Raw genomic sequence first — 26,923 nt, 5'->3', positions numbered from 1 at the left:
TTTTATCTCAACTCATCCCTAACTTCCATCAAGGCAAAACCCAAAAGATTTAGTCCTTTCCATTTTTCGGGATTATTAACATCTTTATGATCTGTTGCTATACCAATTCCCCAAATTGGATCAACCGGACTGGCTTCGACCAAAACTCTTTCTTTGGTATTAAGAAGAAATTCTTTTAAATCCTTATTCTGAGTGAACTTATAAAAATTTCCTTGCCTAACAATTTCATATCTCTTTTCTAACCAAACTGAATCAATATAATTTTTAACTTCTCTCCCTAACTTTTTAGCTTCAGCTGGAGAATTAGCTAGAATTATTTTTTCGAAGATTTCCTTGTCATTAAATAGCTCTGCTTTCTTTGCCATCATCCAATGTTCGGCAGTTTTATAAGTCAGATCATCAACTTCAAAAGAACTTAACCACCATTGGCTGAAACAAGTTTTAGAAATACTTCTGTCTTTATTGGGCTGATGTCCCCAGAAAAAAAGATATTTATTATTCTGATTTTCTGCTATTAGTTTTTCTAAATTGTATTTCATATCAATTCACTTAATTTCACAACCTCAACACTTTCACCTTCAAAATCTTTGAAAGAATTGGTTGTAAATATTTTTTCGAAGCAATCTAAGACTTCGAATCCTTTATTGAAAATTCCGTGGCTTACTGCCAAATATAATTTACCAGCATTTTTATTTTTTAATTCTTCAGCTAGTCCTACAAATGTTCCTCCTCCATCACAAATATCATCCACAATCAAACAATCCATACCTTGTAAATCATCTTCATATACTTTAAAGCCTGATAATCTTCCCGTTTTTACATCACGGCTTTTACTGCATTCTACTACCTCTACTCCACCCAGGAATTCAGAAACTTTATAGATTTTTTTCAAAGCTCCACCGTCTGGAGAAATCAGTTTTACATCGTTGCCAATAGTTTTTATTACTGTTTGAATAAAAGTATGATTCGGAATCACTTCACAATTATTAATCAATGCAGGAGTAACCTCAGAGTGTGCATCAAAAACAAACACTTTCTCTAAATTCATGGCATTAATAATATCCGCATATACTTTTACAGAAAGTGGTTCTCCTTTAATCATCACTCTATCCTGACGTGCAGCAGGAAAATATGGAATGAATAGGCTAATAATTTTCACATCCATTCGTCTTAATGCGTCAACAGCTAAACACAATAATCCAAAATCATTGAATGAATTTAATCTATGTGTAATTGTTATCGCTTGATTGGTATCAAAATCAGGATTGATTTTAATATGTGGTTCTCCTCCTGAGAAAATGAAACTTTTAAATTCTATTTCTTTTTGTCCTGAGATTGGTCTAAAATTTGGGTCTAAATTAAGTATCATAGTTTTTTAGTTTGCGTTAATTATACGCAAATATACATTTAATATTTTATTGGACAATTATTTTGTGTAAAAATTACGCAAACTTAATTTCAAAGTGAAAGCCTTCCTTGAGTAAAGCGCTATATTTCTTATCATTAAACTTAAATAATTTTGCAGGTCTCCCTGTTTTAAGTGAAGAAAAATGTTCAGTTTCTTCTATGATTCCGAAACTGAGAATCTTTTTTCTAAAATTTCTACGATCAATTTCTTTCTCTAAAATCGTACAATATAAATTCTCGAGTTCAGAAAACAGAAACTCTTTTGGAAGTAAATCAAAACCTATAGGAGCATAAGTAAGTTTTGCTTTTAATCGTTCAATTGCTTTTCTTAAAATTAAATTGTGATCGAAAGCCATGACAGGAACCACTTCAACTTTACACCATTGTACATTTTCGGCATCCGTATCGGCTTTAATTTTTAATTTTGATGGATCGACTAAAGCAAAATAGGCTACAGAAATCACACGGTTTCTTGGGTCACGAAAAACGTCATCACCAAACGTAAACAACTGCTCAAAATAATTCACAGTAACGTTAGTCTCTTCTTTAAGCTCTCTTTTTACTGCTTCTTGCAACGATTCATCATTTTTAACCAATCCTCCAGGCAAAGCCCAATACGATTCTTTTGATCCAAATTTTTGTTGAATCAAAAGCACATACAATTGATTGTTTTGGTATCCAAAGACAATCGCATCTACTGCAACTTTAATATTTTGATTTTCTGCCATAACTCAAATGCGTATAATTTACACAAATATAAATACTATTTATTTCTCTTGTCATTTTAAAACCTGCTTTAATTCCGTCGCGATGGTTTCAAAAATTGAACCCAAATTATTATTCTTTCCTGATAACAAAAAAACGTCTATACTAGGCATTTCTTTACTGTCCCATAATAAATTTAGTTTATTTTCCTGAATCAATTCTTTTGCATTACAATTCCAAGTAACTCCAATTCCTTTGTTTCTAGAAAGTAACCTCAACATTTCACTTTCATTGGGAATAATATAATTGGCTACCATTGCTGGTCTTTTTTTATTAAAAACATGTAGCCAAAACAATTTAATGTGTGGAATCCGTGCGTCATGACTATACCATTTCTGTTCATTAAGCCAATGCTCAATTTCGAATATATTTTTAGTTTTTAATCTTAATTTGAATTCGTTGACTTCAAGCTCTGGAGATGAAACCATAACTAACTTAATTTTTCCAACAATTTCATAAATAGTATCAAACGTATCAAATTGCTTGGTAATAATTGCAAAATCAAGTTTTTTAGTATTTACTAATTCAAAAAGAGTATCATTATCATGAAAACTAAAATCTACAAAATCGAATTTAGAAATCAAAACACTCCCTAAACTTGCAAATAGATTTTTGGAAATTCCAATAGAAATTAATCGATTAGCATCGGATGCTTTTGCACGAAAACCATTCTCCACATTTTCGAGACGATCAAGCGCATCTATAATCAAATTATTAAGTAACTTAGCGTAATCCGTTGGATCGACTCCTTTTGATTTTCTATTAAATAGCTTATAACCAACATGTGCTTCCAACATTGATATTTGCTGACTTACAGCTGGTTGACTTATAAAAAGTTCCTTAGCTGCCAAAGAAAAATTACCATTTTTATATACCGATTTAAACGTTCTGTACCATTCTAGATTAACCATGATATAAATATTTTTATCACAAACATAATTTATTTTATTTTTACTAATACCTCAATTGCTTTAATTTTGTATCAAATTAAATCTCTTATGAAGAAAATCGCTCTATTTGTCATTATTGCATTCGCTATAAACAGTGTAAAAACTACTGCGCAAAAAGTAAATAAAAGAAATATGAAAAAAGTATTATTTGTTGTCACCAGCCATGATAAATTGGGTAACACTGGCGAAAAAACTGGATTTTGGACTGAAGAACTTGCTGCTCCTTATTATGCTCTTGCAGATAAAGGTGTTCAAATAACTATAGCAACACCTCTTGGAGGGCAACCACCAATAGATCCAAAAAGTGCCGACCCAGCATCGGCAACTGAAGACACTAAACGATTTGATGCTGATAAAGTTTTATTAGAAAAATTAAAACATACTATCAAATTAACCGATGTAAACCCAGCCGACTATGATGCTGTATTCTATCCAGGTGGCCACGGCCCTCTATGGGATTTGGCCGAAGATAAAAACTCAGCTGCATTAATTTCGGCATTTTACACTCAAAATAAACCTATCAGCTTTGTTTGCCATGCTCCTGGCGTTCTTAAGGACGTTAAAGTAAATGGAGAATTCTTAGTAAAAGGAAAAAAAGTGACTGGATTTTCTAATACCGAAGAAGAAGCTGTTGGATTAACAAAAATAGTTCCGTTCTTATTAGAAGATGCATTACAAAAAAATGGCGCAATTTATTCGAAAGGAACAAATTGGCAACCTTATGCAATTGAAGATGGATTACTAATTACTGGACAAAATCCTGCATCATCAAAATTGGTTGCAGAAAAATTATTGCATCACTTAAATTCTAAATAAAATTGCTAGGTTCCTAAGTTACTACGATTAAAAAAACTTAGAAACTTAGTGTCTAGTAACTATAAAATAAAAAACTATGATAAACTTTGAATTATACAATCCGACAAATTTAATTTTCGGAAAAGGACAAATAGAAAAGCTAAAAGACCTTGTTCCTAAAGAAGCAAAAATCTTATTAGCTTATGGTGGTGGAAGCATTTTTAAAAATGGAATTCACGAACAAGTTATCAATAACCTAAAAGGTTTTGATATTGTAGAATTTGGCGGAATTGAACCAAATCCTCATTTTGAAACTTTAATGAAAGCTGTTGCTGTTATTAAAGCAGAAAAAATAGATTTCATCCTTGCTGTGGGTGGTGGATCTGTAATTGATGGTGTTAAATTTATCTCGGCAGCAGTTAATTTTGATGGAAATCCGATAGATATACTCCAAAAACGTTTATTAATCAAAGAGAATGCGGTACCATTTGGAACTGTTTTAACTTTGCCTGCAACTGGTAGCGAAATGAACTCTGGCGCTGTAGTAACTATCGAAGCTACTCAAGAAAAATTAGCTTTTGGCGGTAGCGCTTTGTTCCCAAAATTTTCTATCTGTGATCCAACCGTTATCGCTTCTTTACCAAAAAGACAGTTACAAAATGGTGTTGTAGATGCTTATACCCACGTAATGGAACAATACTTAACGTATCCTCATGAAGGCTACTTACAAGACCGAATTGCAGAGGGGATCTTACAAACCTTGATAGAAGTTGGTCCAAAAGTTGTTGAAAATCCAACTGATTATGCACTGGCTTCTAATTTTATGTGGAGTTGTACTATGGCTCTAAATGGATTAATTCAAAAAGGAGTACCTAGCGATTGGGCAACTCATATGATTGGTCATGAATTAACTGCTTTATATGGTATAGATCATGCAAGAACACTAGCAATTGTTGGTCCTAGTTTATATCGTGTGATGTTTGAAACTAAAAAAGAAAAACTAGCTCAATACGGAAGACGCATTTTTAATTTAACTGGTTCTGATGATGAAGTTGCAAAAGAAGCAATCAATCAAACAGTAGCTTTTTTCCATACCATGGGAATGGACACCAAACTATCTCAATATACAAATGACTATGATAAAACAGCTGATTTTATAGTAAATCGTTTCGAAGAAAGAGGTTGGAAAGGTTTAGGAGAAAAACAACTTGTTACTTTAGATAAGGTAAAATCAATTGTAGAAATGAGTTATTAATTTTCTTGAAATAATATAAATAAAACAGAAAAGGCGCTCTTATTTTTTAATAAGGACGCCTTTTCACAATACTAAAACAAAACTAACTAACTCAATTCTTTGTAACATAATTTAACTAAAATTCTAATTCATAAAACATTACAACGTACAACCGAGCAATTTATTGTATACATTGTAAAAAAAGTTGCATTTTATTGTTGAACCCAAAATCAGCACATTAATTGGGCTCTTTTTTGTGTTATTACTGCATTATTAAGTACTTTTGATGAAAATTAATAATTAAATGAGCGAAAATTTAAAATTTGCAGTAATCGGTGGTGGAAGCTGGGCAACCGCCATTGCAAAAATGCTATGTGTAAATCTTTCTGAAATTTCGTGGTACATGCGTAATGACGCTGCTATCGAACACATTAATAAATACAAACACAATCCGAATTACTTAAGTTCGGTAGAATTTGATACTCAAAAACTAAAACTTACCAATAATATAAATGAAGCTGTTGAATATGCCGATTATATTATTTTTGCTATTCCATCGGCTTTTTTACATGCTGAGTTAGAAAAACTAACCGTTTCGTTAGAAAATAAAATTGTCTTCTCTGCTATTAAAGGTATTGTTCCTGAAACGAGCTTAATTGTTGGTGAACATTTTCATATAAAATATGATATCCCATATTATAACATTGGCGTTATTACTGGCCCATGTCATGCTGAAGAAGTTGCTCTTGAAAGATTATCATACTTAACAATTGCATGTGGTGATCCAAACAAAGCTAGTGTCGTAGCTAAAAACCTATCAGGAAACTACATCAAAGCCAAAATTTCTGATGATATTATTGGTACTGAATATGCTGCAATGCTTAAAAACATTTATGCAATAGCTGCTGGAATTGCTCATGGCTTAGGTTATGGTGATAACTTCCAATCGGTCATAATGAGTAATGCTATTCGTGAGATGAAAAAATTCATCAAAAAAGTGCACAAGATGAAACGTAACATTAATGATTCTGCCTACCTAGGCGATTTATTAGTTACAGGATATTCTGTTTTCTCAAGAAACCGAATGTTCGGAAATATGATTGGAAAAGGATACACTGTAAAAAGTGCTATGATGGAAATGAGTATGGTTTCTGAAGGTTATTATGCAACCAAAAGTGCTTACAAACTAAACCAAGGTTATGGTGCAAAAACACCAATTATAGATGCTGTATACAGTATTTTATATGAAGGTAAGGATGCTAAAGTTGTATTTAAAAAATTAACTGAAGTATTAGATTAGTTTTCTAGTTTACTGTAAGAAGTGAACAGTATCACATATTTACAAAAAAAAAGAGTCTTAAATAATTAATTTAAGACTCTTTTTTTATTAAATTACTTGGTCTTATTGCTTCGACAGCAACTGCAACCTATTTTACCATAATTCCTTGAACGAATAAGATTGGCACTTCTTCAGAGAAGTCCTCATGAATAGAATGAGCTTTGAAAATAAATTTCTTATCGTATAATGTGTTACCGATAAAATAAGTAACCATGAACTCGTTGTTTAAAGTCAATAGACTTTTTTCGACCATTTCGATTTTTACAACTGAAACTGCTGGAACTTCAACAAAAGCATGACGCAAAAGAGACGTCTTTTTCATTTCTCCATCGATTGTTCCAAAAGCTTTTGAAACTACCATCACACTATCAATATTAAAATCACTATCATTTATAAGATAAGCATACCATACTTTCTCCATAAAATCGTCGCTCCATTCTTGAACAACTGCCAGAAATACATTTTCTACTTCTGGAATAATTATATCCTTTTTCATACCAGTCTAAACTAATAAAATCATAAAGTCGAAAATCTCAAACTTTGAAACTTTCGACTTTATAACTTTCAACTTAAATTATATATTCGATTTAAATTGCTCTAAGAAACGAACATCATTTTCAAAAAACATACGGATATCACCAATTTGATACAATAACATCGCGATACGTTCTACTCCCATTCCAAATGCAAATCCATTATATTCCTCTGGATTTATATCGCAATTTTTCAAAACGTTTGGATCGACCATTCCACATCCTCCAATTTCTAACCAACCCGTTCCTTTAGTAATACGGTAATCAGTTTCTGTTTTTAGTCCCCAATAAATATCAATTTCGGCGCTAGGCTCTGTAAATGGAAAATAAGACGGACGCAAACGAATTTTTGATTTCCCGAACATTTCTTTAGTAAAATAAAGTAATGTTTGTTTTAAATCGGCAAAAGAAACGTCTTTATCAATGTATAATCCTTCTACTTGATGGAATATACAATGCGAACGTGACGAGATTGCTTCATTACGAAAAACTCGTCCTGGAGAAATAGTACGAAATGGTGGTTTATGATTTTCCATATAACGCACCTGAACCGATGATGTTTGCGTACGCAACAACACATCAGGATTTGTTTGTATGAAAAAAGTATCTTGCATATCACGTGCCGGATGGTATTCCGGAAGGTTTAATGCCGTAAAATTATGCCAGTCATCTTCGATTTCTGGACCTTCGGAAACATTAAAACCAATATTAGCAAAAATATCTATAATTTGGTTCTTTACTATTGATATAGGGTGACGAGAACCAATGATTACTGGTTCAGCAGCACGAGTTAAATCTCCGTAAATACCTTTAATTTCTTCTTTGCTTTCTAGTGCTTCAACAATAGCTTTTACCTTATCTTCAGCAGCTGTTTTTAAAGCATTTATAACTTGTCCAAATTCCTTTTTTTGGTCATTTGGTACACTCTTGAATTCGGCAAAAAAATCGTTTAAAACACCTTTTTTCCCAAGAAACTTAATACGGAATGCTTCTAATTCTTCCTTATTTTCTGTTGAAAAAGCTTGAGCTTCCCCAATATATTCTTTTATCTTATCTATCATTTTCATTCCATAATTGAGAATACAAATTTAGTAATTTTAGTTGAAAGTAAATGGTCATGTCTCAGTTTTCGGCTAACAGTATACATGAAAATTGTGACTTTGTCTAAAAATTACTCAATAAGTCTTCTTTCTAAAAAATAATTTACGATTGCTTCTTTCATTAAAACAGATTGCTCTCCGGCCTTTAATGGAGGTAATTCTTCTTTTACTTTATAGTGTGGCCAACCTTCTTCGTCGAAAAACTCGAATTCATAAAACCCATAAGGCTCTAATAACCTACAGATAGCGATATGCATAAGGTTTAATTTTTCATCTTTTTTAAATTCACGATGCAATTTCCCTAATTCCTGTACGCCAATTAAATAAATTATGGAATCTAAATCTAAGTCTTCTCCTTGTGAAAATTGATCGGAAAGTATATTTACAAGCTGTTCCCAGCGCTCTTTAAGTTGTGTGTCTCTTGACATATATATATTGTTGATTATGAATTGTACCCTGTAATTCTACTCAGGATGACATTTTTTAGGATTTAAAAAAATATAAATCTGTTCACAAAGATAAGAACTTGAAATTTGACAATGCATAGTTGATAATTCTTTTATATTTGCGCATTTATTAAACAAAGACAAGGATATGAGTTTTTTCGATATGATTTTAGGTGCTTTATTAGTTTACGGTTTATACCAAGGCATCAAAAATGGGCTTTTTGTAGAGGTAGCCTCTTTTATCTCTTTATTATTAGGGATTTATTTAGCTATTAAATTTTCTTCTTTAATGAAAGAAATCATCATGAAACATGTTTCATGGAACCCAAATACAATACAGATTACGGCTTTTATCCTAACATTTATTTTAGTCGTCATTGCTGTATATTTATTAGCCAAATTTTTAACTGGAATTGCTGATTTTGCTCAATTGGGATGGCTTAATAAAATAGGTGGAGGTCTTTTTAGAATTCTAAAAACTGTTCTGATTCTGAGTGTTATTTTTACTCTTTTTGAAAAAATAAACTTCAACCATACTTTTGCAAAAAAGGAAACATTAGATAAATCTATATTTTATAATCCAATACAAAAAGTAGCTGGGTTTATTTTCCCTTCGATAGAAAACTGGTATGACACTTTAAAGAAAAGCAGTGCTGAAAAAGAATCTGAAACAAGTAAATAAAAAACCTTTTCTTACATAAAAAGTTTGTTTTTTGCACCAATTTAGATTTTAGAATAAGCATATAAGAGTGTAAAAAACAGTCGAATCCATCTTTTATTTCTTAAAGCCTCAACAATAATACATCTAGATTCAAGAATCCAAAACTTTGCATTATCTTTGCGGATTATTGAAGAGGTGCTATGGCTTTGCTACACCATCGATTCGCAACAAAAAAACACTTAAACTCGCATAGAGAATTGACATAATAAACAATGAAAAAGATACGTAACTTTTGCATTATTGCACACATTGATCACGGTAAAAGTACACTTGCTGACCGTTTGCTTGGCGCTACACAAACCGTTACTGCTCGTGAAGAAAAGGCCCAATTATTAGACAATATGGACTTGGAACGCGAACGTGGAATTACCATAAAAAGTCACGCAATCCAAATGGAGTATACTTATAAAGGAGAAGAATATATCCTAAATTTAATTGACACTCCTGGACACGTTGACTTTTCATACGAAGTTTCAAGATCAATTGCGGCCTGCGAAGGGGCGTTATTAATTGTTGATGCTGCACAAAGTATACAAGCTCAAACAATATCAAATTTATATTTAGCATTAGAAAACGACTTAGAAATTATTCCAGTTTTAAATAAAGTCGATCTACCAAGTGCAAATCCTGAAGAAGTTAGCGATGATATTATCGATTTACTAGGATGTAAATTAGAAGACATTATTCATGCTTCTGGAAAAACAGGTTTTGGTGTTGAAAATATTTTAGCTGCCATTATCGAAAAAATTCCTCCTCCAACAGGAAATATAGACGAGCCATTACAGGCTTTGATTTTTGATTCACATTACAATCCGTTCCGTGGAATTGAAGTTATTTTCCGTGTTAAAAACGGACAGATAAAAAAGGGACAAAAAATTAAATTCATGGCTACTGGCAATGAATATTTTGCTGATGAAATTGGAACTTTAAAATTAAATCAAGTTCCTAAAAATGTAATTTCTGCAGGTGATGTTGGTTATTTGATTTCTGGAATTAAAGAAGCAAAAGAAGTAAAAGTTGGAGATACGTTGACGGATGCTAAGGTACCAACTACCAATGTAATTACTGGTTTTGAAGATGTAAAACCAATGGTTTTTGCTGGAATTTATCCTGTAGATACTGAAGATTATGAGGAGTTGAGAAACTCTATGGAAAAACTACAGTTGAACGATGCTTCACTAGTGTTTTTACCAGAAAGTTCAGCTGCATTAGGATTTGGTTTCCGTTGTGGATTCTTAGGAATGCTACACATGGAAATTATCCAAGAGCGTTTGGAGAGAGAGTTTAACATGACAGTTATTACTACCGTTCCCAACGTTTCGTATCATGCTTTTACAAAAAAAGAACCTGATACAATTCTTATTGTAAACAACCCTTCTGACTTACCTGAGCCATCAAAATTAGATCACGTAGAAGAACCTTTTATAAAAGCAACAATCATTACAAAAGCCGATTATGTTGGTAATGTTATGAGTTTGTGTATTGAAAAACGTGGTTTGATTACTAACCAAACCTACTTAACTACAGAACGTGTAGAATTAACTTTTGATATGCCTTTGGCAGAGATTGTATTTGACTTTTACGACCGTTTAAAAACCGTTTCTAAAGGATACGCTTCTTTTGATTATACGCCAATTGGAATGAGAACTTCTAATTTGGTTAAAGTGGATATTTTGTTGAATGCTACAATCGTAGATGCTTTGTCTTCTTTGATGCACGTTGACAACGCTTATTCTATTGGTAAAAAGATGTGCGAAAAGTTGAAAGAATTGATTCCAAGACAACAATTTGATATTCCAGTTCAAGCCGCAATTGGTGTAAAAGTAATCTCTCGTGAAACAATAAAAGCCTTACGTAAAGACGTTACTGCCAAATGTTATGGTGGAGATATTTCTCGTAAACGTAAATTACTTGAAAAACAGAAAAAAGGTAAAAAGAGAATGCGATTAGTAGGAAACGTAGAAATTCCTCAAGAAGCATTTATGGCTGTACTTAAATTGAATGACTAATTCTTTTTAGAATTTAGAAGAAAATAGATAAAACCTGATAGCGAAAGTTATCAGGTTTTTTTGTTTTTATAATCCACAAATTTCAGAAACCTTAGTAACTTTGAATCTTTATAAAAAACCTCAGTAACTTAGCTTCCTAATAACTCAGTAACTTTAAAAGAAAAAAAATGTTCGACGAAACTCCCAAACGATTTGACCGAATTGTCGCTATTCTAATTCAATTGCAATCCAAAAAAATTGTAAAAGCACAGGAATTAGCCAATCGTTTTGAAGTGAGCCTAAGAACAATTTACCGAGACATCCGTACTCTGGAAGCTTCTGGAGTTCCTATTTATAGTGAAGCTGGCGTTGGTTATGCTTTGATGGAAGGGTATCGCTTGCCTCCTGTAATGTTTACTCGAGAAGAAGCCAGCAGTTTTATTGCTGCAGAAAAATTGATGCAGAAATTTACTGATACTGCTTTAGGGAATCACTATGCTTCGGCCATGTATAAACTAAAGGCTGTACTTAAAAGTGATGATAAAGATTGGGTTTCTACAATTGAATCTAGTGTTTTAATGCAATCTGCTGAAAAACTTTTTAATGATAAATCACCTAATACATTAGCTATACTTTTTGAAAGTATTGCCGAGAAGAAACAAGTTATCCTTTCCTATCAGGCTTTAAATTCAGATGAAATTACTGATAGAAACATTGAATCTGTAGGCGTTTTTCATGATAACAACAATTGGTACGTAATAGGGTATTGCCATTTGCGTAGTGATTACCGACAATTTCGAACTGATCGCGTACATGGAATAAAAAAAACAGACAATCCCTTTACATTAGAACATGATTCTCTAGAAACTTACTTAAGCAAAAATGAAACTGTCTCAACTACCAAAGTGCGTATTCTTGTTGAGAAAAAAATAGCAAGGTATTTATCCCATGAGCGAAAATACCATGGCTTCATTTCTGAAAAAGAAGTAGAAAATCAAATCGAAATGACCTTTATGTCACGTGATATTGAAGAAGGTTTTTCCCGTTGGTTTTTAATGTTTGGTGATTATGCCAAAATAATTGAACCCGAGCGATTAAAACTTCGGGTTTTAGAATTACTAGAAAAAAATAAAAAAAGGCTCCTATAAAAAAAACTCCTAAAAACAAGTTTCATCTTATTTTTAGGAGTTTTATCATTTTATCTTTCCCAGAAAAATGGAGGTTCAATACCAAGAGCGCGTAAGTAAACGTAACCTTGACCTCGATGATGTACTTCATTATCGATAAAATACAAGATATTCTGAACAATTGGAAACTCATATTGCCCAAACAAATTAAAGTTTTCACTAAAGTCCTCTATTGTTAACTTTTCCCAATACTCATTAATCTCAGCAGTAGATTCATCCCATTTTTGAAGATATTGGGCTTTAAAAATTAATTTCCCTTCTTCTCCCTTATAAGGCTGACTATCTCTTTCTACAATATTCTTTAAAGCTGGTGCAGCAATCGCCAAAAGTTCATCTGCTAATTTTGAAAAAGGGCGCATCCCACCAATAGAAAATTCAAAAAAGTCTTTCTCAGGGAATAATTCAATCACACGACGTGTTAATGCACGATGTCCTTGCCAATGCTTTAATAAATCTTCTGAAGTAATAACTTGTGCTTCTAGTGTTTTCATAATTTTAAAGGTTTGATTTTTTATTACTTCAAAAGTAAATTGAGTCGGTGACAACTGTTTGTCAGTAGTATTTTATTTTTTTTTCAAATACCTCAAAAAAAAATCACACACCCTTGTATTTCAAATAAATACAGCATCTAAATCAAAAACAAACCTTAACAATTCTTCACATTTAAAAAGCAAGGCAATCTTTTTTTTTATAAAATAAACCTCCCTAGTAAATGGTCTTCTTTTTAATTAGACAAAACCTTTACAACTTTGTACCTTTGTACCTTAGAAATTTAGTACCTCAACAAAATGATTGAAGATAAAAACCCACAACGTACCAGCATAGCACAATTAGGCGAATTTGGACTAATTGAACATTTAACAAAAAACTTTGATGTTACTCAGGAATCTACTTTAAAAAGTATTGGCGATGATGCTGCTGTATTAGATTTTAAAGACAAAAAAGTTGTTGTTTCCACCGATTTATTAATTGAAGGTGTGCATTTTGATTTGGCTTATATGCCTTTAAAACATTTAGGTTATAAAGCCGTAGTAGTAAATATCTCTGATATTTGTGCTATGAATGCCAAACCAACACAGATTACTGTTTCTGTAGCCGTTTCTAATCGTTTTCCATTAGAAGCTTTAGAAGAGCTATTTGCAGGTATCACTCATGCTGCCAAAGAATACAATGTAGATGTAATTGGTGGTGATACCACCTCATCTCAAAAAGGGTTAATTATTAGTATTACTGCTATTGGTGAGGCTGATGAAGATGAAATTGTATACAGAAATGGAGCCAAACAAACCGATTTATTGGTTGTTACTGGTGATATTGGAGCTGCATATATGGGATTACAAGTTTTAGAAAGAGAAAAACAAGTCTTTCAGGTAAACCCTAATTCTCAACCTGATTTAGATGCTTATACCTATTTAATCGAACGTCAATTAAAACCTGAAGCCCGTAAAGACATCCGTACATTATTACATGCTTTAGAGATTAAGCCAACTTCGATGATTGACATTTCTGACGGATTATCTTCTGAGATCATTCATTTATGTAAACAATCTAAAGTGGGTTGTAATTTATACGAAGACAAATTACCTCTAGATCCACAATTCATAAGTGTTTGTGAAGAGTTTAATATAGACAGTACTACTGTAGCAATAAATGGTGGTGAAGATTATGAATTACTTTTTACTATCGCTATGGAAGATTTTGAAAAAATAAAAGCAAATCCAAACTTCTCAATTATTGGTCATATGACGCAAGAAAGCGAAGGCATTCACCTAGTAACACGTGCTAATACAAAAATTGCTTTAAAAGCTCGTGGATGGGATGCATTAAGCGAATAATACACACATATCCATAATAAAAAAGACATCTAAGCGATGTCTTTTTTATTATTATTAAAATGGCATTTATAAAAGCCTCTTATTTCTAGCCTGCGTAACTAAATCTTCAACTGTTCCTTCATTGACATTTAGCAACCCTTTCAAATTATCAATCCTCCTTATTGTCGCTTTTAAAGAAATAGGAATATAATGTGGTATTTCATCTGTCTTGGTTCCTTTTGATAAATGGAAAAGAATTTGCTCATCTAGCTGATCTATTTCTATTGAGTCTTTTGGTGATTCTTCTAACATTTCGATAACTGACTGACTATAATAAGTACTGTTTTTCATTACTTTATCAAAAGCAAAAAGCAATTCATCAAATGTTAAATCATTTTTTATAACTAACCCCTTAGGTTTTATTGTTCTAATAATTGTTTTTATTTTAAGTAACTCGGTATACATGGTCAGCAAAATTATTTTACAATTTGGCATATGCTCCATGATTAGCTTTGCCAAATCTTCTCCCGAATATATTTCCTTTTCTTCATAAGCTGGCATGCTTATATCTAAAAATGCAATATCAAAACTTGCTGTTGCAGGATCTATGATAATCTCATAACCCGACTTACAATCTTTTGCCTGAGTAATTAAAAAATCATACTCCTTAGGTTTATATCTAGTAATTGCATTTTTATACCCTTCAATTATAAAAGGGTGATCATCTACTATTAGTATATTTTTCTTAATTATTCTTTCGGGGACTTTATCAATTGTCATTATTCTGTAGGTTTATTTTTTGATCAATCGGAATTTTAATTACTATAACTGTACCATCTACTTTATTAGATCTAATATCAATAGTTCCATCACATTCTTTTGTTCGATAAAAAATATTCTGCAAACCAATTCCTTTTTTTGTTCTATTTACATTAAACCCTACCCCATCATCACTTATCAATAAAGACAAATGATTTACTTCATTTTTAAGTTCTATTTTTATTGTCTTTGCTTGTGCATATTTATTACAATTTTGCAATGCTTCTTGAATAATTCTGTATAAATTTATTTTAATAGAGTTACCGACTAAATCCCATCTAATGCTTGAATCAATACTCGAGATTAATTCTGAATCAAAAGTTGCTTTTTGATTTTCTAATAACTTGTCAACGATAACAACAAAGTTATTTATCAATTCGGATTTCTCTTTATTTAAATCATGAGAAATTTCACGAATATCTTGTTCTATCTCTCTTAAATCCGACAAATATTTTTTACGTTTCACTGCTGCTGTTGCATCATCTACTTTATCTAAGCTGTCTAAACTTATCCTGACTCCAAACATTCTACCCAGAATTCCATCATGTAAATCTTGAGCAACCTTTTTCTTTTCTTTTATTCTTATCGCCTCAATCGCATTTTGTTGCGAAATCATAAGATTATAAATATCTTCATTAGCAACCTGCTGTTGTTGTTTAAAAAGTAGTTCTCTATTTTTGGATTTTTGCGTCAAATAAACATAAAAAAAGAGTCCCAACAAACCACAAATACTAAAAACATATATCAAAGTTCTGTTCTGAATATTTAAACTCGTATTTTCATCTTTTATTTCATTTGTTTCATATTCTATACGAGAAAATTTCTCTCCCATTTTCCTTTCCTCTTTTTGCAATTTCTCATTTATCTGAATGTATTCTTTCGAATAAACTGATGCTTTTTCAGGATCTACAAGAGCTATTTGTTTTAGAGCATCTAAAATATTCCTCAATCTATTTGAATTTCGAGATAAACTAAGGGCTTCTTTAGAATATTGTATCGCTTTTAAGGTGTCTTTCTTATATGAAAAATATTCAGAAAGATGCATCTTATTCAATATAATCCCCGAAGTTAGATTTAAACTATCTCTTATTTTTAAGGCCTGATAGAATTGACCTGGAAGTCCTTTCGATTCTTTTAATTTAAATTTAGAATAAGCTAAATTGTCTAATAACATGGCATATAATGCCGTTTTCTCTTTAAATAAGTTTTTTTGCTCCAAACCCTTTTGAAAAGATTCTTTTGCTTGTTTATAATTATATGTGCATAAATAAACAAACCCTATATTATTGAGTGAAGCAGCTTTTAACTGAAGATCTGAAGCGATTGATTTATCACCAAGAGTACTTAATGCTTTGTTGTGGAATTCTAGTGCTTTATTAAATTCTTCCTGTTCATTATATATTACTCCTAGAAGATTATATGAATCATATAGCAGATTACTTACGTTTTTTTGCTGTTTCAAAATTCGTAAAGCTTTAAAAACTGTTATTTCACTCTCAAAGAGATCTCCTACACTAAATTGTAAATTTGCTTTACTTAAAAAGGTTTTGGCGAGATTATATTTATCATCAATTCGAAGATATACTTTCTCAGCCTTAAAATAGTTCATAAAAGCACTATCTGAAATTGTTTTAAAAGTATAATAATCTCCTAGGTAAGTATAAGCCTTTGCCATATGAATTGAATCATGGCTACTTTTTGCTCGCTGTAAAATTAATTTTGAGGTTTCTTTATATGCTTGCCAATCACTCATATTATAATACCGATTAGCCACTTTAAATAAATTTACTTTATTAAGGGAGTCGTCTTTCTGATTTATAATAATGGAAAAAGCCTTTTTGTTATAATCTTGTTTATCCTTAAATGACAAATTAACATCATTTGCCAATGATAAATAGATCGGAAGACTATCTATGGTAGAGTTCTGACTATTGTCTACCCTGTTTTTCTTGGTACACCCAAACAAGACAACAAATAATAACAATAATATATGGTAGTTATTTTTCAATAGTTTTTTTTGAGTTTTACCAAAAATAGTAAAACTATCCATACAAAAAAAGGCTATCAATAAATTGACAGCCTTAAATACCAAGTATATTTTTTTTGTTCTAGTCTTGTTTTCTTCCTCCTCCAACAGATACACCACCATCTATAGGTTGATTGTAGCTAACTGTTGATGATAATTCTGTAATTAATTTATCTTGTTTTCTTCCGCCTCCTACAGATACACCTCCATCAATTGGATTTGTGATACTGTTTGCTGTCTCTAATGAAATGTTTTTTTCTGGTGTAGTAAAAGATGTTGCTACTAATACTAAAGAAAATAATGCGATTGTTGTGAATGACTTTTTCATGATTTGGGGATTTTATTGTTAGTGTTTTTTTTACGTTTTAAATGACCGCTTATTGCTAAATCATGGTGTAAAATTAGTACTGTTGTCCCCTTTTCAAATCAATAAAAAGGCATATATGGTGGAATGCTATCAAATGGTAGTGTACGTAGGTCAAATACGTGTAAATACTTAGTTGCTAGACTTCTATATAGTTTCCGTTTGCAAATTCGGCAATTATCATCTCTACATTTCTTTTATAGGTTTTAGAAAATGGAAGCTTTTTTGTAGAGTTTTTTATGTAACATACTGAGTTTCCAGTATGTATTCTTGCTATGTGGTTTCTGTTGATGATGTAACTGTTATGAATACGTATAAACGGATGTAATAAAATCGCTTCAAAGTACTTTAACGTTTTAAAAGCCGTTATCATTTCACCTGTATTCAAATAAATATCTGTAGAATTATTATCTGCTTGGATATAAGTAATATCTTTTGCCTGAATATAACGATAATCTCCATACGATTTAACACATAACACTAACCCTTGATTAATTTTTTGTAGTTCTATCCCATCTCCTTTAAGAGTTCCTTTAAAATCCGAGACTGTTTCATTGCTGATTAAATTTACTTCATGACTGGGTAAATCCAGTTTTAAAATAGTTTTAAGTAAATCTGTCCGTTTAAGTGGCTTTAACAAATAATCCATCACCCCATACTTAATTGCATCAAATGCGAAATCTTTTTTGGTCGTCGTTATAATGATTTTAGGAACAATCCGTAAATAATGATACAGCTCATTAATAAACACTAACGAAAGATTACTTGTTTTATCATCGGGATCAATTTCAAGAAATATAAGATTAGGGTTATGCTCCAAAACTAAATTTAATCCTTGTTTATATGTATTTGCACTACCAACAAAAATTAGTTCTGAAAAACCATCGGCTATTTCCTTGGTTTTCAAAACACTTTCTTGATTATCATCAATAATAATGTATAAATAATTTTTCAATGCTTTTATTTATTAGTGGTATTGTTTACTAGTAAGCTGACTGATAATTATACGCAAATTTATTCCCTTCATTGGAATTTAAATAACAGAATCTCATTTTTAGTTTTAAATAAGCAATTAAAATTACATATTTCCCTTTTTTAAACATTTTATTGTTAATACATTTTAAACAAATGTTAACACATAAGGATGAAGTGCAAATATATCCGATGAAATGCATAAAATGAAATCTAGCTAAATATTTTATTCATGTTCGATACATTATTGGAATAAAATCCTCTTTAAACAAAAAAGCTTCTCGGATGAGAAGCTTTTTATATTTAACAAATTATAACACAAACAAATGTGTATTATAATTACATTTTCATTAACCAGTTTTTCATCGAAACTTCGTCTTCTATAATCGATCTTAAATCGGCTATAGCAACACGGTCTTGTTTCATCGTATCTCTATGACGAATTGTTACTGTTTGGTCTTCGATAGTTTGATGATCTACAGTAATACAAAAAGGAGTCCCTAATGCATCTTGTCTTCTGTAACGTCTTCCTACTGCATCTTTTTCATCATAAGCAACATTGAAATCCCATTTTAAATCTTCAATTATTTTTTTAGAGATTTCAGGTAATCCATCTCTCTTTATCAATGGTAAAACAGCTGCTTTTGTTGGAGCTAAAACGGCTGGTAATTTCAAGACTGTTCTTGTTGAACCATCTTCCAGTGTCTCTTCTTTTAGTGAAGTAGCAAAAACCGCTAAAAACATTCTATCTAATCCTACTGAAGTTTCTACTACATAAGGAACATAATTTTGGTTTAATTCAGTATCAAAATACTGTAATTTTCTACCAGAGAATTGCTCATGCGCTTTTAAATCAAAATCAGTACGTGAGTGAATACCCTCTAATTCTTTGAATCCAAAAGGAAAATTAAACTCTATATCAGCTGCCGCATTAGCATAATGTGCTAATTTTTCATGATCATGAAAACGGTAATTTTCTTTTCCTAGTCCTAAAGACAAATGCCAGTTTAAACGGGTTGTTTTCCAGTGCTCGTACCATTGCATCTCTTCTCCTGGACGCACAAAAAATTGCATCTCCATTTGTTCGAATTCACGCATACGGAAGATAAATTGTCTTGCAACAATTTCATTTCTAAACGCTTTTCCTGTTTGTGCAATTCCAAAGGGAACTTTCATTCGCCCAGATTTTTGTACATTCAAGAAGTTCACAAAAATACCTTGAGCTGTTTCTGGACGCAAATATAAATCCATAGCTGAATCTGCTGAAGCTCCAAGTTTTGTACCAAACATCAAGTTAAACTGTCTCACTTCTGTCCAGTTTCTAGAACCTGTTTCTGGATCAGCAATTTCCAATTCTTCGATTAATGCTTTTACATCTTCAAGGTCTTCGTTTCCAAGTGAACGAGCCATTCTTTCTAGAATTTCTCTTTCTTTGGCTTTATACTCGACTACTCTTGCATTTGTAGTTACAAATTCCTCTTCGTTAAAAGCGTCTCCAAAACGGGTTCTTGCCTTTTCGATTTCTTTGATTGCTTTTTGATTTAGCTTTTCGGCATAATCTTCAATCAAAACATCTGCTCTATATCTTTTTTTGGAATCTTTGTTGTCTATTAATGGATCTGTAAAAGCATCGACGTGCCCCGAAGCTTTCCAAGTTGTAGGATGCATTAATATTGCAGCATCTAGTCCTACGATATTCTCGTTCATTTGGACCATCGATTTCCACCAATATTCACGTATGTTCTTCTTTAATTCTACTCCGTTTTGCGCATAATCATATACTGCACTTAAACCATCGTATATTTCGCTAGACGGAAAAATAAATCCGTACTCTTTTGCGTGCGAAACTACATTCTTAAATAAATCTTCTTGTTTTGCCATAGTAATGCAAAAATATAAAAAGTACCATTAAAAAAAAGAAAAATCACAAAGATTGAGTGAATGATTTATTTATTTTTGTAAATAAATTCTTTCTATTTGTGTTTAATTACATTATTAACCTGTTTTTTCCAAAAGCGTGTGCTGGATGCCACTCTTTTTTAATGGCAAATGAAATTATAATTTGCACCGTTTGTAGGCACGAAATGCCTCTAACCCAATATTATTTAAATCCAAAAAATGAGGCATTCAAGAAGTTTTATGGAAAAATTGAAGTCGAACACGTTTCTGCTTTTCTTTATTTTAATAAAAAGGGAATTGTACAAGACCTCATCCATAATTTAAAATACAAAGGACATCAAAACATAGGTGCTCTTCTTGGACAATGGTATGTTGAGGACTTAAAAAATTTAGAACTTATTATGCCTTTTGACATGGTAATCCCTGTTCCGTTGCATCGAAAAAAATTCAATGAAAGAGGTTACAATCAAGTTACGACTTTTGGGCTTGCTCTTTCAAAAGGTTTAAAAATTGATTACAATGATACTATCTTAATTAGAACCAAGCATTCCAAAACTCAATCTAAAAAAAGCCTACTAGGAAGATCCGAAGGTCTTACAGAAGCTTTTGATGTTTTATTTACAGATGCAGAACATCACAAGCATTTTTTGCTTATCGATGATGTAATCACTACAGGAGCTACATTAGAAGCTTGCTCCCGTGCATTACTAAAAATTCCAGGGGCAAAAATTAGTATCGTTTGCATGGCAATAGCACATTCCTAAACTAGATCTGTTGCTATTCGAAAACTACTTTTTTCACCATTTTTTTACCGCCATCATAGATTGCCATAAAATAAACTCCAGCAGCTACATGGTTTTTCAACTGAATATTCTGTTTAAAATTCGCCATACTTTCAAACGTATTACGATATACCTCTTTTCCTAAATCATTATAAATAAAAACCCTAACTCCTTCATTTGATTCACTTCTAAAAGCAATTTCAAAATCTCCTTTATTCGGATTAGGTGAAACCGTGAGGTCTTTTATTTCAACAATAACTTCTGTTTGCAAGGTGTATTTTTTTGTACAAATTTCTATCGAAGCTGAATCTAGTTTACCATCTCTCCCAACATAAGCATCTCTTACTCTTAATGTCCAAGTTCCTTGTGGATCTTGATTATTAAAACCACTTAATAAATCTGTAGGTGTTATGACTTGTAAAGCCGTTTTTGAGCATTCTAGAGCTTCTCCTGAATCATCATATTTTAGCGATAAACTTCCTGTTGTATCTCCACAATTTTTATTAAATAATCGCACTGTTGTTCCTTGAGGATTTACTAACTGCATCTCGATATCTGAGAATCTTGTATGTGTTAATCCAACAAAAACATTTACATCCGAAACAATTCCTAAATCTGTAGGAACATTTATTGTTCTTGTTGTATATGCTGCTGCATTAGGAATTGAAAATCCAGCATTAATCGGGTATGAAGCACATACAGATTCAACTCTATATCCAATTGCAAATGATTTACTATTTACTGCATAATAGATATTTGCCGTAGGCTCTATTAAAATCCTACAATTTGTTGCTGTAATATCTCCTGGGACACTAATTGTTTGTGAACCATCATTGGGTGTGTTTTCTGCCAAGACAATCGGAAACGTTATTCCTCCATCAGTCGAAAGTTTTATATTTACATTGGTAGAACCTACCAAAGTATTTGTTTTTGCAACATCCCAAGTAATTATTTGACTCGTACCATGGAGCCATGCAACATCATCTTTATTCTGTGATGTTACTACAAATGGTCCTATACCGCCACTTACATTCACAATCATTTCATCTGTATTTGTCTGTCCTGCTCCCAAAGCCGCATTATCACGACCTGTTAGTGTAAAATGTAATGTTCTAGCAACTGTAGGAACCGATTCCCATGTACTTCTTAAATTTCCAGAAAGAACAATACCTAAATCTGGCATATATCGGATAGGCGAACTTGAAGGAGGAAGAGATCTAAACAAAGGTCCATCAGATTTATTAGGATTGGCAACACTCGCACTTCCTAATGTTGATGTTGCTGAATCATTTTGTTCCCAACAATATGTAACTGAATCCCCATCGCTATCTGATCCTGTTCCTTTTAAAATAAAAGCGGTCTTCATTGGAATTGTATAGTCTACCCCTGCATTAATCATAGGTGGATTATTTGTTATCGCTATACTTATTGGACATGATTTTCTAGCTAGATTATTTTGAATTTGCAGAATACTAGCATATGCAAAATAGTCATCTGAATGATCTTGAATATTATATTCCTCTACTTCTATTACTCCTGCATATCCCATAATTGTAGAACCGCTTCCTGGCTCCACATTTACGCCAGTACCTTCGATATCATAAGAAAAAGTATGATTTCCTCCCAATTGATGTCCCATTTCATGTGATACAAAATCAATATCAAAAGTATCTCCTTGTGGTTTTCTGTCAGATGGAGAGGTAAAAGCACTTCCTTTGGCTCCATCTACACAAACACATCCTATGCAACCAGCATCTCCTCCACCGCCTGATGCACCAAATAAATGACCAATATCATACGCATTTTCTCCAATAACGCTTGTTAGAGTATTTTGAACTTCTTGATTCCATGCCCCTTTAACTCCCGATGCAGCATCTGAATAAGGGTCTGTCGCTGCATTTGTATAAACAACAGCATCATTATTAGCTATTAAAATTAATTTTAAAGCCAAGTCTTTATTAAAAACACCATTAACTCTTGTCATCGTAGCATTCATTCCTGCTATTGCATTATCCTTTGTGCCACCATAAAAAGCAGCATACTCGCCCGTACAAGACAATGCTAATCGTAATGTTTTAAATACTTTATTGTTGGCTGCTATTTTTGCTGTTTTATTATGTAGCTCTTGATTTAAGGCTACATCTTTTGTATTACACAGTAATGGTAAACTCCCTTTATTTCTATTCTTGGCACTAAACAAAACATATTCTCCAGTGTTTGCTGCAACTGACTCAATAAATTCTGATGCATTATCTGCTCTTAAAACCATCGTCTGAATCCCTGCTGGAGAAACACTAAAATGAATTCTTGCTTTTTTATCCTTACTACTTACGCCTTCATAAGCTCTAATGTTCGGATATTTCGCCTGCAATTGGGGGTCAAAATTAGAAGATTCCCAAACAGTATATCTTTCGAAAGCTCCATCCATATTAGGAATAGTGATTTCTACAGTATTTTTTTTATCTGTTTTAAGTAGGGTACTTGATAGCTTTTGCTTTAAAAAAGCTTCATTCAATCTATAAACAGTCTTTTCTCTATCATCAGCACCTACATTTCTCCTCTCAGTAGGTGAAGTTATACTTTGATTAACTTTTTCCCACATTTCGTTACTTTGTGCCTGAATTTGAGACGAGCTAAAGATAATTAACAAAAGAAGTATAGTTTTTTTCATGTTGAGAAATATTTATTAGGTCAAAATTAATTCAATTAAAGGAAATAAAAAGATTTAATCGTCAAGTAATTATATAAAACCGTCAAATAAAGGTATTTTCACAAAATGATTACCAACTTTATAAAATTTCAATTCTCCTTACTATTAGATTTAAAATAGATAGTATAAATTTGCAACATCTTAAACTATTTGCTTTGAAGCTCTTTCATTCTATAAACGATTTTCAGTCTACCAAGAAAACAATATTAACTCTTGGCACCTTTGATGGTGTACATATCGGTCATAAAAAAATACTTGAAAAGATTACTCAAAATACCCAAGATGGAAAATATGAGAGTTTAGTTCTTACTTTTTTCCCTCATCCTAGAATGGTTTTACAGGAAAAATCAGAAATAAAATTACTGAATACTATTACTGAAAAAACAAAACTTCTAGAAAACACTGGGATAGAGAACCTTGTTATCCATCCTTTTAACGAAAGCTTCTCAAGATTAACTGCCGAAGAATTTGTAAGCTCTATTTTAGTAGATCAATTTCATATTCAGAAAATAATCATTGGCCACGATCATCGTTTTGGAAGAAATCGAACGGCTGATATTAATGATTTAATTGCATTTGGTGAACAATATGGCTTCGAAGTAGAGCAAATTTCTGCACAAGAAATAAAAGATGTATCTGTAAGTTCTACAAAAATAAGAAATGCATTAACTGAAGGTGATATGAATCTCGCTAATGAATATTTAGGTTATGAATATTTCTTGACCGGTACTGTTGTAAAAGGAAAACAGCTAGGCAGAACCATTGGCTTTCCAACTGCTAATCTTAAAATTGAAGAGGAGTACAAATTAATTCCTAAAAATGGAGTTTATATTGTAAAATCAATTATCAATGAGAAATTGGTTTATGGAATGATGAACATTGGTTTTAACCCAACTGTAGGTGGTCAAGCACAATCTATCGAGATTCATTTTTTAAATTTTAATGATGACATTTACGATTTAGAAATTGCTGTTTCTTTATTACATTATGTTCGTGAAGAACAAAAATTCGAATCTGTTACTCTTTTAAAAGAACAATTAGAAAAAGATAAAAAAACTACCTTAGACTTTACAAATAAATTACAACTCTCTTAATTTTTTTATACTATTCATAATGACAACATAGTGATTTTTTTAGTAAATTTGATAAGCATTACACTGTTTATCAACCAAATACTATTAACTTCTTAAAAATAATCGTTATGAAACTTTCAAAAGAATTATACAACGGAATCCTTATATTCCTTGGTATTGGTGTTTATTTTTTATTAATGAATGTTTTAGGTCTTGCTCATATACTCTACTTACGTGCATTAAACGTAGCTTTTGTTGTTTATGGAGTAAACAGAACTATAAAGATGAATCTCGCTGAAGGAGAAAACAATGCTGTTTCTAATGCTATTTCAGCTATGGTAACATCTGTAATTGGTGTTTGCCTTAGTATCCTTGGATTACTTATCTACAGTTATGTCAAAGGTGGAGATGCTTATGTAAAAACTTTATCAGCAACTTTCATGTTCGGTGGCAACCCCTCTGTACCTACTTATTGTATTTGTTTATTGTTTGAAGGCATTGCTTCTTCGGTAGTAGTAACCATGTTATTAATGCTTTATTGGAACCATAAATATGCCGCTGATTAATTTTTTTTTCATAACTGTTTAAAAAATATTTCTCAATAGATGGAAGCTTTTCAAAAGAATAAATTATTGTTTTTTGAATTTAGTTGCTAACATGCATCCAAAATTTGTGTCTTAAAATATAATTACAAAAACTTTTAACAGACTGAATTTTAAATACTGTAATTTATTTTACGAAATAGTGCATTGATTCATTAGAACAATTTAACTACTTTTGGAGCATCAAAAAATCGCATAGATGAACAGTACAAAACACAATTGGACGAAAGACGAGATTATCGCTATATATAATAAACCGATGATGGATTTGCTTTACGAAGCAGCATCAATTCACAGAATAAATCATGATCCAAATGTAGTTCAGGTATCTACTTTGTTATCTATTAAAACTGGTGGTTGTCCAGAAGATTGTGGTTATTGCCCTCAAGCTGCACGTTATCATACTGGAGTAGAAGGAAATGACTTAATGTCGGTTAACCAAGTAAAAGCTCAAGCTTTACGTGCCAAATCTAGTGGCTCATCTCGTGTATGCATGGGAGCTGCATGGAGAAACGTAAAAGACGGACCTGAATTTGACCAAGTTCTAGAAATGGTTCGTACCATTAATAAACTAGACATGGAAGTATGTTGTACCCTTGGTATGATAACTGAAAACCAAGCACAACGTTTGGCTGAAGCTGGTTTATATGCCTACAATCATAACTTAGACACATCTGAAGAATATTATAAAGAGGTTATTTCGACTCGTGGTTTTGAAGATCGTTTGCAAACCATCGAGAATGTTCGTAAAACCAATGTTACTGTTTGTAGCGGTGGAATTATTGGTATGGGAGAGAGCATCGAAGACCGCGCTGGAATGCTAGTAGCACTTTCTACTTTAAACCCTCAACCTGAATCAGTGCCAATTAATGCGTTAGTTGCTGTGGAAGGAACTCCAATGGAAGAAGAAAAACCAGTTGAAATTTGGGAAATGATTCGTATGGTTGCTACAACTAGAATCATAATGCCTGAAACTCAAGTACGTTTATCAGCTGGAAGAACTAATATGAGTCGTGAAGGACAAGCAATGTGCTTTTTTGCTGGAGCCAATTCAATATTTGCGGGTGATAAATTACTTACCACTCCAAATCCTGATGTACATGAAGACATGAAAATGTTTGATTTATTAGGGTTGATTCCTCAAAAACCTTTTACTAAAATTTCTCAGCCAGAAACTGTAGAAGCAGAAAATTCACAATATGCTCCACTTGGTGAAAAACCGAAATGGTCAAGACCTGGACATGCTATCGAAAGAAACTTAGAGGCTTCAGGTAAATCTAAATAATCTTAATTTAGAAAATATATTAAATCCCCATTAAATTAATTTAATGGGGATTTTTCTTTTGCCAAAGCATTACCGTCTTAGATAATTAGCATTTGATTTTTCAATATTAATT

The 26,923-nt window shown here is 32.0% G+C and carries 25 protein-coding genes; 11 read left to right on the top strand and 14 right to left on the bottom strand.

Translation table 11 applies throughout. The annotated features are described in order from the left end of the window. Nucleotides 1–2 precede the first annotated feature (2 nt). The 4 genes from ybiA to LNQ49_RS13615 form a co-directional block, all read right to left on the bottom strand. Complete coding sequence (ybiA, locus tag LNQ49_RS13630) at nt 3–539, bottom strand: riboflavin biosynthesis intermediates N-glycosidase (RefSeq protein WP_229989504.1); 537 nt, start codon at nt 537–539, stop codon at nt 3–5. Next, nucleotides 536–1,369: a ribose-phosphate diphosphokinase gene (gene prs / locus LNQ49_RS13625; protein ID WP_229989503.1), complete on the bottom strand. Its 834-nt coding sequence runs from the start codon at nt 1,367–1,369 to the stop codon at nt 536–538. The genes ybiA and prs overlap by 4 nt, the downstream gene beginning before the upstream one ends. Before the next feature lie 73 nt (nt 1,370–1,442). After that, a complete protein-coding gene (locus LNQ49_RS13620; RefSeq protein ID WP_229989502.1) occupies nt 1,443–2,135 on the bottom strand; it encodes an NUDIX hydrolase in 693 nt (230 codons plus the stop codon). A 51-nt stretch (nt 2,136–2,186) separates the two neighbouring features. Next, nucleotides 2,187–3,083, bottom strand: a complete 897-nt coding sequence (locus LNQ49_RS13615) for a LysR family transcriptional regulator (RefSeq protein ID WP_229989501.1) — start codon at nt 3,081–3,083, stop codon at nt 2,187–2,189. A gap of 87 nt (nt 3,084–3,170) precedes the next feature. On the opposite strand from LNQ49_RS13615, the gene LNQ49_RS13610 reads away from it, so the two are divergent. From LNQ49_RS13610 to LNQ49_RS13600, 3 genes are all read left to right on the top strand, one after another. After that, complete coding sequence (locus tag LNQ49_RS13610) at nt 3,171–3,938, top strand: type 1 glutamine amidotransferase domain-containing protein (RefSeq protein WP_229989500.1); 768 nt, start codon at nt 3,171–3,173, stop codon at nt 3,936–3,938. Between the two features lie 76 nt (nt 3,939–4,014). Next, entirely contained in the window at nt 4,015–5,172 is a 1,158-nt protein-coding gene (locus LNQ49_RS13605) for an iron-containing alcohol dehydrogenase (RefSeq protein WP_229989498.1), read from the top strand. A gap of 283 nt (nt 5,173–5,455) precedes the next feature. Further along, nucleotides 5,456–6,451 carry an NAD(P)H-dependent glycerol-3-phosphate dehydrogenase gene (locus LNQ49_RS13600; RefSeq protein ID WP_229989497.1) on the top strand — a complete coding sequence of 332 codons (996 nt, stop codon included), beginning with the start codon at nt 5,456–5,458 and terminating at the stop codon, nt 6,449–6,451. Nucleotides 6,452–6,578: 127 nt separating this feature from the next. On the opposite strand, the gene LNQ49_RS13595 is transcribed toward LNQ49_RS13600, so the two are convergent. The 3 genes from LNQ49_RS13595 to LNQ49_RS13585 form a co-directional block, all read right to left on the bottom strand. Then, a complete protein-coding gene (locus LNQ49_RS13595; protein WP_229989496.1) occupies nt 6,579–6,986 on the bottom strand; it encodes a hypothetical protein in 408 nt (135 codons plus the stop codon). A gap of 78 nt (nt 6,987–7,064) precedes the next feature. Beyond that, entirely contained in the window at nt 7,065–8,084 is a 1,020-nt protein-coding gene (pheS, locus tag LNQ49_RS13590; RefSeq protein WP_229991335.1) for a phenylalanine--tRNA ligase subunit alpha, read from the bottom strand. 110 nt (nt 8,085–8,194) lie between these two features. Further along, nucleotides 8,195–8,551 (bottom strand): hypothetical protein, encoded by a 357-nt coding sequence (locus LNQ49_RS13585; RefSeq protein WP_229989494.1) that lies wholly within the window; start codon nt 8,549–8,551, stop codon nt 8,195–8,197. A 166-nt stretch (nt 8,552–8,717) separates the two neighbouring features. Between LNQ49_RS13585 and LNQ49_RS13580 the strand changes: the two genes are divergently transcribed. The 3 genes from LNQ49_RS13580 to LNQ49_RS13570 all read left to right on the top strand — a co-directional run bounded on the left by LNQ49_RS13580 (nt 8,718) and on the right by LNQ49_RS13570 (nt 12,426). Then, entirely contained in the window at nt 8,718–9,251 is a 534-nt protein-coding gene (locus LNQ49_RS13580) for a CvpA family protein (protein WP_229989493.1), read from the top strand. A gap of 251 nt (nt 9,252–9,502) precedes the next feature. Then, nucleotides 9,503–11,299, top strand: coding sequence for a translation elongation factor 4 (gene lepA / locus LNQ49_RS13575; protein ID WP_229989492.1), 1,797 nt, complete (start codon nt 9,503–9,505; stop codon nt 11,297–11,299). Between the two features lie 167 nt (nt 11,300–11,466). Continuing rightward, nucleotides 11,467–12,426, top strand: coding sequence for a helix-turn-helix transcriptional regulator (locus LNQ49_RS13570; RefSeq protein ID WP_229989491.1), 960 nt, complete (start codon nt 11,467–11,469; stop codon nt 12,424–12,426). Nucleotides 12,427–12,476: 50 nt separating this feature from the next. Here LNQ49_RS13570 and LNQ49_RS13565 read toward each other — a convergent pair whose 3' ends face one another. Then, nucleotides 12,477–12,956 (bottom strand): DinB family protein, encoded by a 480-nt coding sequence (locus LNQ49_RS13565; RefSeq protein ID WP_229989489.1) that lies wholly within the window; start codon nt 12,954–12,956, stop codon nt 12,477–12,479. A gap of 297 nt (nt 12,957–13,253) precedes the next feature. Here LNQ49_RS13565 and thiL point away from each other — a divergent pair, with 297 nt between their 5' ends. After that, the gene (gene thiL, locus LNQ49_RS13560) at nt 13,254–14,300 is read left to right on the top strand and encodes a thiamine-phosphate kinase (RefSeq protein ID WP_229989488.1); all 1,047 of its coding nucleotides are present in this window, start codon (nt 13,254–13,256) and stop codon (nt 14,298–14,300) included. Nucleotides 14,301–14,366: 66 nt separating this feature from the next. Here thiL and LNQ49_RS13555 read toward each other — a convergent pair whose 3' ends face one another. The 5 genes from LNQ49_RS13555 to LNQ49_RS13535 form a co-directional block, all read right to left on the bottom strand. Continuing rightward, nucleotides 14,367–15,059: a response regulator gene (locus LNQ49_RS13555; RefSeq protein ID WP_229989487.1), complete on the bottom strand. Its 693-nt coding sequence runs from the start codon at nt 15,057–15,059 to the stop codon at nt 14,367–14,369. Then, nucleotides 15,049–17,106, bottom strand: a complete 2,058-nt coding sequence (locus tag LNQ49_RS13550) for a tetratricopeptide repeat-containing sensor histidine kinase (protein WP_229989486.1) — start codon at nt 17,104–17,106, stop codon at nt 15,049–15,051. Before LNQ49_RS13550 ends, LNQ49_RS13555 begins: the two co-directional genes overlap by 11 nt. 100 nt (nt 17,107–17,206) lie before the next feature. After that, a complete protein-coding gene (locus LNQ49_RS13545; protein ID WP_229989485.1) occupies nt 17,207–17,452 on the bottom strand; it encodes a hypothetical protein in 246 nt (81 codons plus the stop codon). A gap of 175 nt (nt 17,453–17,627) precedes the next feature. Then, on the bottom strand, nt 17,628–18,443 hold the full coding sequence (locus LNQ49_RS13540) for a LytR/AlgR family response regulator transcription factor (protein ID WP_229989484.1): 816 nt from the start codon (nt 18,441–18,443) through the stop codon (nt 17,628–17,630). A gap of 356 nt (nt 18,444–18,799) precedes the next feature. Next, a complete protein-coding gene (locus LNQ49_RS13535; RefSeq protein ID WP_229989483.1) occupies nt 18,800–20,341 on the bottom strand; it encodes a glycine--tRNA ligase in 1,542 nt (513 codons plus the stop codon). Nucleotides 20,342–20,502: 161 nt separating this feature from the next. Here LNQ49_RS13535 and LNQ49_RS13530 point away from each other — a divergent pair, with 161 nt between their 5' ends. Next, nucleotides 20,503–21,123, top strand: a complete 621-nt coding sequence (locus tag LNQ49_RS13530; protein WP_229989481.1) for a ComF family protein — start codon at nt 20,503–20,505, stop codon at nt 21,121–21,123. A 13-nt stretch (nt 21,124–21,136) separates the two neighbouring features. Here the strand turns inward: LNQ49_RS13530 and LNQ49_RS13525 are convergent, their stop codons facing one another. Further along, on the bottom strand, nt 21,137–23,812 hold the full coding sequence (locus tag LNQ49_RS13525; protein WP_229989479.1) for a reprolysin-like metallopeptidase: 2,676 nt from the start codon (nt 23,810–23,812) through the stop codon (nt 21,137–21,139). A 194-nt stretch (nt 23,813–24,006) separates the two neighbouring features. On the opposite strand from LNQ49_RS13525, the gene LNQ49_RS13520 reads away from it, so the two are divergent. The 3 genes from LNQ49_RS13520 (at nt 24,007) to bioB (ending at nt 26,811) form a co-directional block, all read left to right on the top strand. Beyond that, nucleotides 24,007–24,945 (top strand): bifunctional riboflavin kinase/FAD synthetase, encoded by a 939-nt coding sequence (locus LNQ49_RS13520; protein WP_229989477.1) that lies wholly within the window; start codon nt 24,007–24,009, stop codon nt 24,943–24,945. Between the two features lie 107 nt (nt 24,946–25,052). Further along, a complete protein-coding gene (locus tag LNQ49_RS13515) occupies nt 25,053–25,490 on the top strand; it encodes a hypothetical protein (RefSeq protein ID WP_229989475.1) in 438 nt (145 codons plus the stop codon). Nucleotides 25,491–25,725: 235 nt separating this feature from the next. Further along, nucleotides 25,726–26,811 carry a biotin synthase BioB gene (bioB, locus tag LNQ49_RS13510; RefSeq protein WP_229989473.1) on the top strand — a complete coding sequence of 362 codons (1,086 nt, stop codon included), beginning with the start codon at nt 25,726–25,728 and terminating at the stop codon, nt 26,809–26,811. The last annotated feature ends 112 nt before the right edge of the window (nt 26,812–26,923 follow it).

The sequence above is a fragment of the Flavobacterium pisciphilum genome (genome assembly GCF_020905345.1).
GTDB lineage: Bacteria > Bacteroidota > Bacteroidia > Flavobacteriales > Flavobacteriaceae > Flavobacterium > Flavobacterium pisciphilum.
The sequence above is the reverse complement of the archived record's forward strand: the minus strand, read 5'-3'. Positions and strand labels throughout refer to the sequence as shown.